Source organism: Phenylobacterium sp. T106 (assembly GCF_057219735.1).
The window spans coordinates 224,958-237,912 of sequence record NZ_JBXVWA010000005.1 but is presented as its reverse complement, the minus strand read 5'-3'; the positions used below and the strand labels follow the sequence as shown (position 1 = coordinate 237,912).

At 71.7% G+C, this 12,955-nt stretch carries 10 protein-coding genes; 6 read left to right on the top strand and 4 right to left on the bottom strand.

Going from position 1 to position 12,955, the window contains the following annotated elements; all coding sequences use genetic code 11:
* Positions 1-102: 102 nt before the first annotated feature.
* The 3 genes from AC2D8W_RS13855 (at position 103) to AC2D8W_RS13845 (ending at position 4,010) form a co-directional block, all read left to right on the top strand.
* Positions 103-636, top strand: coding sequence for a DUF2497 domain-containing protein (locus AC2D8W_RS13855; protein WP_484672011.1), 534 nt, complete (start codon positions 103-105; stop codon positions 634-636).
* 270 nt (positions 637-906) lie between these two features.
* Complete coding sequence (locus AC2D8W_RS13850; RefSeq protein WP_484672010.1) at positions 907-3,579, top strand: valine--tRNA ligase; 2,673 nt, start codon at positions 907-909, stop codon at positions 3,577-3,579.
* Complete coding sequence (locus AC2D8W_RS13845) at positions 3,576-4,010, top strand: hypothetical protein (RefSeq protein ID WP_484672009.1); 435 nt, start codon at positions 3,576-3,578, stop codon at positions 4,008-4,010. The genes AC2D8W_RS13850 and AC2D8W_RS13845 overlap by 4 nt, the downstream gene beginning before the upstream one ends.
* Here AC2D8W_RS13845 and AC2D8W_RS13840 read toward each other — a convergent pair.
* Both AC2D8W_RS13840 and AC2D8W_RS13835 read right to left on the bottom strand, forming a co-directional pair.
* Positions 4,007-5,059: a PepSY-associated TM helix domain-containing protein gene (locus tag AC2D8W_RS13840; protein ID WP_484672008.1), complete on the bottom strand. Its 1,053-nt coding sequence runs from the start codon at positions 5,057-5,059 to the stop codon at positions 4,007-4,009. The two genes, AC2D8W_RS13845 and AC2D8W_RS13840, sit on opposite strands and share 4 nt — an antisense overlap.
* Positions 5,059-7,131, bottom strand: coding sequence for a TonB-dependent siderophore receptor (locus AC2D8W_RS13835; RefSeq protein WP_484672007.1), 2,073 nt, complete (start codon positions 7,129-7,131; stop codon positions 5,059-5,061). The genes AC2D8W_RS13840 and AC2D8W_RS13835 overlap by 1 nt, the downstream gene beginning before the upstream one ends.
* A 195-nt stretch (positions 7,132-7,326) precedes the next feature.
* Between AC2D8W_RS13835 and AC2D8W_RS13830 the strand changes: the two genes are divergently transcribed.
* Both AC2D8W_RS13830 and AC2D8W_RS13825 read left to right on the top strand, forming a co-directional pair.
* Complete coding sequence (locus tag AC2D8W_RS13830; protein ID WP_484672006.1) at positions 7,327-9,084, top strand: class I adenylate-forming enzyme family protein; 1,758 nt, start codon at positions 7,327-7,329, stop codon at positions 9,082-9,084.
* The gene (locus AC2D8W_RS13825; RefSeq protein WP_484672086.1) at positions 9,081-9,806 is read left to right on the top strand and encodes a TlyA family RNA methyltransferase; all 726 of its coding nucleotides are present in this window, start codon (positions 9,081-9,083) and stop codon (positions 9,804-9,806) included. The genes AC2D8W_RS13830 and AC2D8W_RS13825 overlap by 4 nt, the downstream gene beginning before the upstream one ends.
* Positions 9,807-9,873: 67 nt before the next feature.
* Here the strand turns inward: AC2D8W_RS13825 and AC2D8W_RS13820 are convergent, their stop codons facing one another.
* Positions 9,874-10,464 (bottom strand): glycine zipper 2TM domain-containing protein, encoded by a 591-nt coding sequence (locus AC2D8W_RS13820; RefSeq protein WP_484672005.1) that lies wholly within the window; start codon positions 10,462-10,464, stop codon positions 9,874-9,876.
* A 143-nt stretch (positions 10,465-10,607) separates the two neighbouring features.
* Here AC2D8W_RS13820 and AC2D8W_RS13815 point away from each other — a divergent pair, with 143 nt between their 5' ends.
* Positions 10,608-11,900 carry a class I SAM-dependent RNA methyltransferase gene (locus AC2D8W_RS13815; protein WP_484672004.1) on the top strand — a complete coding sequence of 431 codons (1,293 nt, stop codon included), beginning with the start codon at positions 10,608-10,610 and terminating at the stop codon, positions 11,898-11,900.
* 377 nt (positions 11,901-12,277) lie between these two features.
* Here AC2D8W_RS13815 and AC2D8W_RS13810 read toward each other — a convergent pair whose 3' ends face one another.
* Positions 12,278-12,868 carry a hypothetical protein gene (locus tag AC2D8W_RS13810; protein WP_484672003.1) on the bottom strand — a complete coding sequence of 197 codons (591 nt, stop codon included), beginning with the start codon at positions 12,866-12,868 and terminating at the stop codon, positions 12,278-12,280.
* Between the last annotated feature and the right edge of the window lie 87 nt (positions 12,869-12,955).

Sequence of the window (12,955 nt, the reverse complement as noted above, 5' to 3'; positions counted from 1 at the left end):
TCGGGGAAATTGCAGGATCGCCGCGGGCGGCCTAGGGTCTAGCCGCCTGGATTCAATCGCAGCGGCAGGGTCATGAGCGAACAGAGTTCCCAAGAGCCGACGATGGAGGAGATTCTCGCCTCCATCCGCCGCATCATCTCGGAGGACGAGACCCCGAGCGAGGGCGCCGCGGAGCCCGCGCCGGCCGCCGAGCCCGTCGCCGAGGCCGCCGAATCACCCGCGCCCATTCCTGAGCCGGAGCCCGAGCCGGAACCTGTCGCGGCCGCGCCCGAGCCCGAGGCGGCGACCGAGGAAGAGGAAGAACTCGAGCTCACCCAGAAGGTCGAGACGCACGGCGACCTCGACTTCGTGGAGGTCGAGCCCGCGCCCCCGCCGCCGGTCGCCGAGGCGCCGCCCGAGCCCGAGCCGGCCGCGCCGACGCTGGTCAGCGAGCACGTCGCCGCGGCGGCGGCGGCCACGTTCAGCAAGCTCGCGTCGAACCTGTTGGTCCCTCAGTCCGACCGCACGCTCGAAGACGTGGTCCGCGACCTGCTGCGGCCCATGCTCCAGCAGTGGCTGGACGAGAACCTGCCTACGATCGTGCAACAGGCGGTCGAGGCCGAGGTCGAGCGCATCGCCCGCAGCCGGGTACGCTAGCGGACCGCCGCGGCTATCCCCCGGTTCGTCCGGAGGGATCCTTCGACGCCCAGCCTGCCCTTGGCAGGGGGGGGCCGGACAAGCCGGGGGATGACGGCCGGGGACGACAGGTCCCGCGCGCGTCCGTGCGTCGCCGCATATCTCCGTGGACCGGGCGTTCGGACACCGACCGCGAAGGCGGCGAAAGGTGACAGCCCTGCGCGGCGCCGATAGCTCTGCCCCGACCCGGACGGACCTGCTAAACGCACCGGCTCAGCCAGAAACAAGACGATGCTCGACAAGACCTTCGATCCCAAGACCGCCGAACCGCGCCTGTACCAGGCCTGGGAGCAATCCGGCCGCTTCGCCCCGGTGGACGACCCCGCCGCCGAGCCGTTCTCGATCGTCATCCCGCCGCCGAACGTTACCGGCTCGCTCCACATCGGGCATGCGCTGAACAACACCCTGCAGGACGTGCTGATCCGGTTCGAGCGCATGCGGGGCAAGGCTGCGCTGTGGCTGCCGGGCACCGACCACGCCGGGATCGCCACCCAGATGGTGGTCGAACGCCAGCTGGCCGAAAGCGGCAACCAGAGCCGGCGCGACATGGGCCGCGAGGACTTCGTCGCCAAGGTCTGGGAGTGGAAGGCCAAGTCGGGCGGCACGATCGTCAACCAGCTGCGCCGGCTGGGCGCGAGCTGCGACTGGAGCCGCGAGCGGTTCACCCTGGACGAGGGCCTGTCCGCCGCCGTCCGCAGGGTGTTCGTCCAGCTCTACAAGCAGAAGCTCATCTACCGCGACAAGCGGCTGGTGAACTGGGACCCGCACTTCCAGACGGCCATCTCGGACCTCGAGGTCGAGCAGCGCGAGGTCGACGGCCACTACTGGCACTTCGCCTATCCGCTTGAGGACGGCTCGGGCGAGATCGTCGTCGCCACGACGCGGCCGGAAACGATGCTGGGCGACACGGCGGTCGCGGTCCACCCCAGCGACGAGCGCTACAAGGCGCTGGTCGGCAAGGCCGTGCGCCTGCCCATCGTCAACCGGCCGATCCCGATCATCGCCGACGAGTATCCCGACCCCGAGAAGGGCTCGGGCGCGGTGAAGATCACGCCGGCCCACGACTTCAACGACTTCGCCGTCGGCAAGCGGCACAGCCTGCCGATGATCAACGTCTTCGACGACTTCGCGCGGCTGAACGACAACGTTCCTCCCGAATACCGGGGGCTGGACCGCTTCGCCGCCCGCAAGAAGGTGGTCGAGGCGTTCGAGGCGCTGGGCCTGCTGCGCGAGATCGAGAAGACGAAGCATACGGTCCCGCACGGCGACCGCTCGGGCGTCGTCGTCGAGCCCTACCTGACCGACCAGTGGTACGTCGCCGCCGACGTCCTGGCGAAGCCCGCCATCGCGGCGGTCGAGAACGGCGACACCGTCTTCGTGCCCCGGCACTGGGAGAAGACCTACTTCGAGTGGATGCGGAACATCCAGCCGTGGTGCGTGTCGCGCCAGCTGTGGTGGGGCCATCGCATCCCCGCCTGGTACGGCCCGGACGGCAAGGCGTTCGTCGAGGAGACCGAGGCCGAGGCCCGGCGGCAGGCCGAGGAGCACTACGGCCGACCCACCGAGCTCAAGCAGGACGAGGACGTCCTCGACACCTGGTTCTCGTCGGGCCTGTGGCCCTTCTCGACGCTGGGCTGGCCGGACCAGACCGAGGACCTGCGCCGCTTCTACCCGACGCACACCCTGATCACCGGCTTCGACATCATCTTCTTCTGGGTCGCCCGGATGATGATGCAGGGCATCCACTTCACCGGCGAGGTCCCGTTCAAGCGGGTCTTCATCAACGCTCTCGTGCGCGACGCCGAGGGGAAGAAGATGTCCAAGTCCAAGGGCAACGTCATGGACCCCCTAGAACTGGTGGACGAGTACGGGGCCGACGCCCTGCGCTTCACGCTTACGGCCATGTCGGGTCAGGCGCGCGACATCAAGCTCTCGCGCCAGCGGATCGAGGGCTATCGCAACTTCGGCACCAAGCTGTGGAACGCCACGCGCTTCTGCCAGATGAACGGCTGCGCCCGCGCGGAAGGGTTCGACCCGGCCGCGGTCAGGGCCCCGCTGAACCGCTGGATCGTGGGCGAGACGCAGCGCACCGCGGCCGCGGTGACCGAGGCGTTGGCCGACTGCGGCTTCGCCGATGCGGCCGAGGGGCTCTACCGCTTCATCTGGAACCAGTTCTGCGACTGGTACGTCGAGCTGGCCAAGCCGCTGCTGAGCGGCGCCGATGCGGCCGCGAAGGCGGAGACCCAGGCGACGGCCGCCTGGGTGCTGGATGTCATCCTGAAGCTGCTGCACCCGGTGATGCCCTTCATCACCGAGGAGCTCTGGGAGAAGACCGCCGACCTCGGCGCGCCGCGCCCGCAGGGCGGCTTCCTGATGACGGCGGCGTGGCCGGATCTGCCCGCCGCCCTGATCGATCCCGCGGCCGACGCGGAGGTCGCCCTGATCGTCGAGACGATCACCGAAGGCCGCTCCGTCCGCCAGGGCCTGAACGTGCCGCCCTCGGCTCAGCCGCCGCTGCTGGTGGTCGAAGCCTCGGCCGAGCAGCGGCGGGTCCTGGAGGCCAGCGCCGCCCTGGTGCAGCGCCTGCTGCGCGTCGCCGAGGTCCGTTTCGTGGACGCCGCGCCGCCGGGGTCGATCCCCTACGTCGTGGCCGGCGCGACGCTGGCATTGCCTGTGGCCGACTTCATCGACATCGCCGCCGAGCGGACGCGCCTGACGAAGGAGGTGGCCGCGCTGACGGCCGACATCGACCGCACCGCCAAGAAGCTCGCCAACCCCGACTTCGTCGCCCGGGCGCCGGAAGAGGTGGTCGAGGAGAACCGCGAACGGCTGGCCGAGGCCGGGGCCGCCAAGGCCAAGCTGGAAGAGGCGCTCACCCGTCTGGGCGGCGCGGCGGGCGCTTGAGGGGCGCAACGCTTCTCGTCGTCCTCGCGCTCGCGACGCCGGCGGCTGCGGCGCCTTTCGCCGTGACGTTCCGCAACCCCGAGACCGTTCAGCTCGTCGATCTGGGCACGCTCAGCCGCTCGCGCGCCAGGGTCAGCTACGACCACATCATGATCGTGCGCCCGAAGGCCGAGCTGGCCGAGGGGCGGCTGAGCCACCTGCTTGAGCGGCATGAGGCGGACTGCGCGGCCGGAACCGTGCGGCGGCTGTCCATGGCGGCGGTCATGATCGATGGCGACCCGGATGCTCCGGCCATGACGATCGAGGACGACCCGTGGACGCCGGGTGAAGCTGGAGAGCTGGCGGCGGTGTGCGGCGCGGCGGCGAAGGCCGCGGAAACCACGGCCACGATCGAGGACGCCCGTCGGTTGCTGGACAGGCCGCCGGGCTAGCCGGCCCTGGCCGCGGCCTGCCGAACCCGGCGGCGCGTGGGAAACAGCTTCCGCCGGTAGGATTCCGCGCCGTAGAGGCTGAGCGCGATCAGCGCGAGACCCGCGGCGAAGGTGACAGCCTTCCACGCGACGCCGCCGACCTTGGAGGCGTGGATGGGCCAGAAGGCGTTGTAGGCCCTCTGCGCGGGAGCATATGCGAGCGCATCGTCGACGCGCGCGATTCGGCTTGTGGCCGGGTCGATCCAGACCACGGTGCGGCCATTGGCATGCCACTCCGCGGGTTGGCGCAGGCGGATCGAGGCGGGCTTTCCGGGCGCCGCGGGCAGGATGGCCATGCGGATCTGGGCGTCGGGGAAGCGGGCCTGGGCGGCCGAAAGCGCCCCGAGCCAGTCCACATCGCCGGAACCCACCGCGGGTGGCCGCGATGGCTGGAAGCCCATCACGCGGGCGGCCAGCGCGTCCAGGTTCAGGGCCGCGCCCGTCAGCGTGATGACGACCAGGACCGGGGCGGCCATGAGGCCCAGGTCGCGGTGCGCCGCGAGCCAGCCCGCGCGGCCCGCGCCCGGCGCGATCCGGCCCCTGAAGCTGCGCCAGGCGGGCGCCCAGACGATCAGTCCCGTCACGACCATCAGCGCGGTCGCCAGACCGATGGCGCCGGCGACCGTGGCGCCGGTCTCACCCGAGAGCAGGTGGTGGTGCAGGTCGAACAGCCAGTCGACGACGCGGGCGTTCCTGTCCCATCCCTGGATGACCTCGCCGTCGGAGGTGAGGTAACCGCCGCCGCCGTCGGCGACGTAGGCTTGGTGAAGTCCGACCTCGGGCCCAGCGAAGGTCACGCTACGCAGGCCCGGGAAGGCGGCCTGGGCCGCGGCGAGGGCCTGGGCCGCGGTGTCCGCCGTGACGGTCGGCGAGGCGTCCGCGCCCGGGACGGTGGCGCGGATCCACTGCGGCTTGAAGACCAGCAGGACGCCGGAGACGGCCAGCGGAAGGACCAGCAGGCAGAGCGCGAGCCCCGCCCAGGCGTGGACCTTGCGCAGGACGCCCAGCATCAGAACGCCCGGGTGACGGCGAACTTCACCGTCCGCGGCGCGCCGACGCCCAGCAGGTTGTTGCCGGCCGAGTTCCAGTAGCTCTTGTCGAACAGGTTCTCGACGTTGACCTGCAGGGTCGTGGAATGGCCGGCGATGTCGCGCTGGATGCGCAGGCCTGCGCTGGCCGTGACGTAGCCGTCCACGAACGCCTGATTCAGCGGATTGACCGCCCGCTTGCCCACGTAGAACAGGCCGGCGTTCACGGAGAGACCCTCGACGGCGCCGATGCGATAGTCGGCGAAGAGGCTGCCGGTCCACTTGGGCGTGTTCTCGGGTCGCTTGCCGATGAGGGCGAGGTTTGCGGCGCGCTCCAGGCTCGCATCCAGCCAGATGCCCGAGGCGACCAGCGACAGGCTGTCGGTGAGTTCGCCCGCCGCCATGAACTCGACGCCGCGGTACTCGGTCTCGCCGTCGAGGCCGAAGACGTTCTGGGCGTTGGTGAAGGCGGACGGACGGGTGATCTCGAAGTAGGCGACGGAGGCCACCACGTCGTCGCCGAACTCGGCCTTGGCGCCGGCCTCCCACTGCTTGGACTTCGCCGGCGGCAGGACCTCGAAGGCGTTGACGTTGTTGGCCGGCGCGATGCCGCCTTCTTCCAGGCCTTCGAGGTAGGTCGCGTAGAAGGCGAGCCAGGGCCGCAGCTTGTAGACGGCGGCCACCGCCGGGCTGAGCTCGTCGGCCTTGTAGGTGCGCGCGGCGATGCTCTCGTAGTCCGACCAGCGCAGGCCCGCGAGCACCTGCAGCGGTCCCCAGGTCATGCGGTCGAAGACGTAGTAGCCCTGGTCCTTGATCTTCGACGGGGCGATCGTGTTGATCGGCGAGAAGGCCACGGGGCCGAAGCGGACGGGGCTGTAGAGGTTCTGTGCGATGGTCCGGTTCGGGGCGTTGAAGCCGCGCGAGCGGCGCTCGTTGGCCGTCCAGCCGAAGGTGAGCTCGTGCTCGAGGGGGCCGGTCTGGACGAGGCCGGTCAGTTCGAGGCGGCCGTTGCGGTTCGTGAACCGCTGGTCGCGGGTGAGGCCGATCTGCAGGGTCCCGGCGCCGGTCGCCAGGTTGTAGTTCTGGAACTGCGAGAAGAACCGGTCGCGCTCGGTGATGGCCTCGCCGACCTCGGCCTTGAGCGCCCACCGGTCGGACAGCCGGTAGTCCGCCCGCACCAGCACGTTCTGGGCCCAGGCGTCGTAGCGCTGCCACTTGTCGCCCAGGTTCAGCTTGGGATCGGGGATCGCGGGCAGGGTGATGACGCCGCTCACGGCCGGCAGCAGCGCGATGGCCGGCGGCTCCGAGATGTCCTTCTCGATGTACTCGTAGTCGAACTTCACGGAGAGGCGGTCGGTGACGTCGACGTCCACCGCCAGGGCCGCGAGCGCGCGCTCGCCCTGGACCCGCCGGATGCCCGTCTCGACCTCGCCGTGCGCGAGGTTGGCCCGCACGCCGATACGGCCGTCGGCGAACCGCCGCGACAGGTCGGCCGAGACGATGAAGGTCCCGTGGTCGTCGCCCCGCAACGTGACCTCCGCGTGCGGCTCGGCGCCCGCCCGCTTGGTGGTCATGTTGATCACGCCGGACGGCGGCACGAAGCCGTAGTAGAGGGCGGACGCGCCCTTGAGCACCTCGACGCGTTCCTTGTCCTCGAGCGGCTGGTCGACGAGGTTGATCACCGGCAGGGCGCCGTTGAGCCGGTAGTTGCCGCGGTTCTCCACGAGGATGCCGCGGATGGCGATGTTGTCGTAGGTCGCGCCGTTGAGCTGCGAGCGGGTGACGCCGGCGGTGTTGCGCAGGGCGTCGTGCAGCGTCAGCGCGCCCTGGGCGTCCAGGACGTCGCGGGAGATCACGTTGACCGTCAGCGGCGTGTCGATCACCCGCGCATTGCGGAAGGCGCCCACCTGCACGGTCCGGGCCGCGAAGCCGCGGTCGGCGGTGACCACCAGCTCCTCCAGGACGCGCCCGGAGTCGGCCTCTTCGGCCGCCTGGGCGTAGCCGGCGGCCCCCGCGAAGGCCAGGGCGAGGGGGAGGAGGCGTGGCGCGGTCAAGGGATCTGTCTCGAGTGAAATTGCGAATTAGTCGCAAGTATCGCCTGACGCCGGCGCCGTCAACGGCCTCGGATCGCCTTGGCACGGCCCGCCGGCGTCGGGGCCGCCGGGTCCGTTTGCCTCGCCCGTGACGTTGTGCTTGATCACCCGCCGTCAGGCGCGGGCGTTACCTTGCGCCACAAGGGAGATGCGTAGATGTCCGAGGCTCCGTCGCCGGCCGCCTGGCCCGCCATGTCGATCGCCCAGGCGCACGCCTTGCTGGGCGCGCCGGGCTCTCCCCTGGAGATCGACGAGGTCGAGATCCGCGGCGTGCGCACCAAGGTGTGGAGGAACCTGCCGCCCTCGCTGCGCGCCGTCGTCGAGGCCAGCCGCGCCCACGGGGAGCGCGTTTTCCTGGTCTATGAGGACGAGCGCGTCTCGTACGAGGCGTTCTACCGCGCCGTCTCGGCCTTCTCGCGCGAGCTGCAGGCGCAGGGCGTGGCCAAGGGCGACCGCGTCGCCATCATCATGCGCAATCTGCCCGAGTGGGTGGTGGCCTTCTATGCGGCCGCCAGCCTCGGCGCGATCGTGACGCCCCTGAACGCATGGTGGACGGGGGCCGAGCTGGAGTACGGGCTGACCGACTCGGGCACGAAGGTCGCGGTGATGGACTACGAGCGCTACGAGCGCCTCGTCGAGCACCTGCCGAACTGCCCCGATCTGCGTCGTGTCTACGTCAGCCGCACGCGGGACGAGGAACTGGCCCACCCCTATGTGACCAAGCTCGAGGCGGTCCTCGGCGGCGCCGAGGCGTGGGGGAGCCTGCCTGACCAGCCGCTTCCGCCCGCCGAGGTGGGGCCGGAGGACGACGCCACCATCTTCTACACGTCGGGCACGACCGGGAAGCCGAAGGGCGCGCTCGCGACGCAGCGGGCGGTGAACTGCAACATCCTGACGGCCGCCGCCGCCTCGGCCCGCAGCTTCCTGCGCAAGGGCGAAGCGCCGCCCCAGCCCGATCCCGCGGCGCCGCAGCGCTCGGCCCTGCTCAGCGTGCCGTTCTTCCACGTCACCGGCTGCTTCGCGGTGCTCAACCCCACGCTCTTCTCCGGCGGCAAGCTGGTGATGATGCACAAGTGGGACGTCATCCGCGCCTTCGAGCTGATCGAGCGCGAGCGGATCATGCTGGCCGGCGGCGTGCCGACCATCGCCTGGCAGCTCATCGAGCACCCTGCGCGGGCCAACTACGACCTTTCCTCGCTGGAGAGCGTCTCGTACGGCGGCGCCCCGTCCGCGCCCGAGCTCGTGAAGCGCCTCGCCGAGGTGTTCCCGAAGTCCCAGCCGGGCCAGGGCTGGGGGATGACCGAGACCTGCGCGACGGTGACCTCCAACGGCGCCGAGGACTATCTCCACCGCCCCGACAGCTGCGGCCCGGCCGCCGCGGTGGCCAGGATCGAGATCCGCGATCCGGCGGACGGCCGGACGGTGCTGGGCCCGAACGAGGTGGGCGAGCTCTGGTCGTTCGGTCCGATGAACTGCCGGCTCTACTGGAACAAACCCGAGGCGACGGCGCAGACGTTCGTGGACGGTTGGGTGCGGACGGGCGACCTGGCGCGGATCGACGAGGAGGGCTTCTGCTTCATCATCGACCGGGCCAAGGACATGCTGATCCGGGGCGGCGAAAACATCTACTGCGTCGAGGTGGAGAACGTCCTCTACGACCATCCGGCGGTCATGGACGCCGCCGTGGTGGCGCGGCCGCACCGGACTCTCGGCGAGGAGCCCGCGGCGGTGGTCACGCTGAAGCCGGGTGCGCACGCCACCGAGGATGAACTCCGCGCCCACGTGGCCGGCCGGCTGGCCGCCTTCAAGGTGCCGGTCGAGGTGCGGTTCTGGAACGAGGTCCTGCCGCGCAACGCCAACGGCAAGATCCTGAAGAGCGAGCTGAAGAAGCTCTTCCAGGACACCGGCGCCTGAAGACCCGCGCCGACCTCCTGCTGGTCGCGCGGGGGCTCTTCGAGAGCCGCGCCAAGGCCCGCGCGGCGATCGAGGCCGGCCAGGTCACCGCCGACGGCCGGGCGATCGCCAAGGCCTCGGACCTGATCGCCGACGATGCGGTGGTCGAGGCGAAGGCGGCCCATCCCTGGGTCGGCCGCGGCGCGCTGAAGCTGGCGCATGCGCTTGATGCCTGGCCCATCGCCGTGGAGGGCCGCGTCGTGCTGGACGTGGGCGCATCCACCGGCGGCTTCACCGAGGTCTGCCTCGCCCGCGGCGCGGCGCGGGTCTACGCCGTGGACGTCGGCCGGGGTCAGCTGCACCCGCGGGTGGCCGCCGACGCGCGCGTCGTGAACCTGGAGGCCACGGACGCGCGGCGCCTGACGCCCGACACGATCGACCAGGCCCCGGGCCTGATCGTCGCCGACATCAGCTTCATCTCGCTGGCCAAGGCGCTGCCGGCCGCGCTGGCGCTGGCGGGGCCGGGCGCGGATCTCGTCGCACTCGTGAAGCCGCAATTCGAAGTGGGGCCCGGTCGCGTCGGGAAGGGCGGCCTGGTCACCGATCCGGAGGCCCATGCCGCGGCGCTGGCCGGCGTCGCCGCGTTCCTGGCCGGCGAGGACTGGACGGTTCAGGCGACGGCCGACAGTCCCATCGGGGGCGGGGAGGGCGCGCGGGAGCACCTGCTCTGGGCGCGGCGGTGACCCTGGAAAGAAGCGGGGCCGGCCCGATACGCAGGCGCGGCCCCAGGGTTACTGGCCTGGAACCTGATCAGTCGACGACGGCGTACTTGCCGCTCGCGTCGCGGCAGACGCGGACGAAGCGGGTCTGGGTGCGGCCGTCGGGCATGTAGATGGGGCTTTCCGCGAGCGTGCAGCTCTCGGCGTCGGGCCCGCGGTCACTGGCCAGCGGGCGGCGCTCGTCGACCCAGGCGTCCTCGCGGGCGTCGCGGTCGGCCCGGTCTGCGTAGGCGTCGCGCTCGTAGTAGGCGGGCGCGGGCGGCGGCGGAGGCGGGGGCGCCGACGCCGTCGAGGTGTAGCGCGTGGAGGACGTGCAGGCGGCAGTCTTGTTGCCGATGACTCCGCCCGCGATCGCGCCCAGCAGGCCGCCCAGGAGGGCGCCCTCGGTGCGCGCGTTGCGCGCGGCGGCGTTCGAGCCGATCACCGCGCCCATGCCGCCGCCGATCAGGGCGCCGGCCGTTCCGCGCTGGTTGGCGTCGCGGCGGCAGGGGTCGTAGTTGTAGCCCGGCGAGCCGGGTCCGGCCGCGGGATAGGACTGGGCCTGGGCGGCTCCCGAGGCGAGGGCGATCGCGCCGGCGATGGCGCAGGCTCCGGCCTTGGCGATGGCGACGCGGGTCTTCATTGGGTATCCCTCGATCAGATGCTCGTGCCCGCCTTACGGCGGCGCTTGTTGCGAAGATGCGCCGGCGAACCTGAACGGGCGCTAAGAAAGTGGTTCATGTTCGTTCATCCAGAGTTAACCGCACGCCGCGTTCCGGAGGCGCCATGAGACCGCCGAAACGCCGCTTCAAGGGCCGTCCCGACCCGCGACCGCCGCCGGGCCCGCCCGAGGAATTGCGCATCGTCCAGGTGGGCGGCGAGGGCGATGGCGTCGCCGACGGCCCCGTCTTCGTGCCCTTCAGCCTGCCCGGCGAGGGCGTGCTGGCGAAGGGCTCCGGCGAGCGGCGCGAGCTGGTCCAGGTGCTGGAGGCGAGCCCCGATCGCGTCGAGCCCCCGTGCCCCCACTTCTTCGCCTGCGGCGGCTGCGCGCTCCAGCACTGGGCGCGCGAGCCCTACCTCGCCTGGAAGGTCGAGCGCCTGCGGGGGACCCTGGCGCGGCAGCACATCGAGACCGAGATCCTGCCCGCCTTCGCCGCGGGGCCGGGCGAGCGGCGCCGCGTGGGCCTGCACGCCCGCCGCGGAACCGCCGAGGCCGCACGGCTGGGCTACAAGGCGCGCCGGTCGTGGGACCTGGTCGACATCCGGGTCTGCCCGATCGCGGACCCGGCGATCGAGGCCGCCATCCCCGCGCTCCGGACGCTGGCCGCGCCGCTGTTCGAGCATCCGAAGTCGGCGCCGACGCTGCATGTCACCGTGACCGACGCCGGCCTGGACATCGACATCACCGGAGTGGAGGCCAGGAGCGGCGGCCTCTCCGCGGACGCCCGCATGCAGCTGGCCGAGCGCGCCGCGGCCGCCGACCTGGCGCGGGTCACCCTGGCCGGCGAGATGGCGTACATGGCGCGCCAGCCCACCGTGCGGCTCGGACCCGCGCGGGTCGCCTTGCCGGCGGGCGCCTTTCTGCAGGCCGTGCCGGGAGCCGAGGCCGCCATGGCCGGCTTCGTGGCCGACGCGGCGGCGGGCGCGCACCGCATCGCGGACCTCTACTGCGGCGTCGGCACCTTCACCTTCCGGCTGGCCGAGATCGCGCCGGTGCATGCGGCGGACTTCGGCGCCGAGGCGGTGGCGGCCCTGATCGCGGGGCTCGCGACCGCCCCGGGGCTGAAGGGGGTCACCGCCGAGGCCCGCGACCTGGCGCGGCGTCCGGTGCTGGCCGACGAGCTGAAGAAGACGGACGTCGTGGTCTTCGATCCTCCGCGCGCGGGGGCCGCCGAGCAGTCGGCGGAGCTGGCCCGCTCGGCCGTGTCTCGGGTCATCGGGGTCTCCTGCAACCCGGCCACCTTCGCCCGCGACGCGCGCACGCTGATCGACGCCGGCTTCCGGCTCGAGCGGGTGCTGCCCGTGGACCAGTTCCTGTGGTCGCCGCACGTGGAGCTGGTGGGCGTGTTCAGCCGCTGATGTGTGTGGGCCCCCCCGGCGGAGCACCGCTCCCCGATCCGCACCACGTGCAGCTGGACCGCCGGGAGACCCGGCCCGCGCCGGACGGAACTCAGCGCCGGGCCTTACCCTCCGATCGTCCCGGCGAATGCCGGGATCCAGATCCACGCCGCGAGGTTCTGACAGGAAGGACTCCGAGCTTCTGGAACGCGCTTCAGAGCAATTCCATCTGGGTCCCGGCATTCGCCGGGACGACCGGGGTTCAGGGTGGTCAGGCGGACATGCGGCGGCGCGGCGGGGAGGCGATCCCGGCCGTCCGTCGCGTCTCGTGGCGTCAGGGAGGTCTGGAAGGGCTTATCGCCCGGGTCCGGCGCGCGGCGTGGGGCGCCGGCGGGGGGTCAGGAGCTGTTGAAGACCACGCCGTGGCGCATGAGGATGCGGCGGCGCTCGTCTTCGGGCAGGTGGGAGATGTCGCCGGACTCCTCGTCCAGTTCGCCCTCGAAGGGGGCGTCGGCGCAGGGCAGGTCCACCCAGCCGGCGGTGGTCTCGCGGCTGAGCCCCAGGGTGTCGGCGATCTCCAGCAGCTGGGCCTGGAACGGCCGGTCGGCCATGTCGCGGGGCCCGGTCTCGGGATCGATCAGGTCTTCGAGGGCGTCCAGAAGCTCCAGCCGGTCGGCCGCCTCGGCGCGCTCGGCGCAGATCACCCGGCGCATGGCCCCGCGCAGCGCATGCGCGCGCCGTTCGCGCCGGCGCAGGGCGACATCCTCGGTCTCCCTGGCCTCGGCCCGGCGGGCGCGCTGCTGGCGTTCGAGCATCAGCAGGTGCTGTCGCATGGACCGCTCGGCGCGGTCGCAGGCGCGCGAGGCCTCGGCGGCCTCGGCCACGGTCTCGGCCGCCAGGCAGAGGGCCTGCATGTGCTCGGCGCGCGCGAAGGCGTTCTTCGCGGCGCGGGCGAGCATGAGGTCGGCGTCTTCGAGCTCGGGCGGCATGTGAACAGAACGGGAACATGGATGGCGCGAGGAGTCAAGTTTTTCGGCGTTTGGGGGTGGCGGCGAGGCCGCGAGGGTTTGTCCACG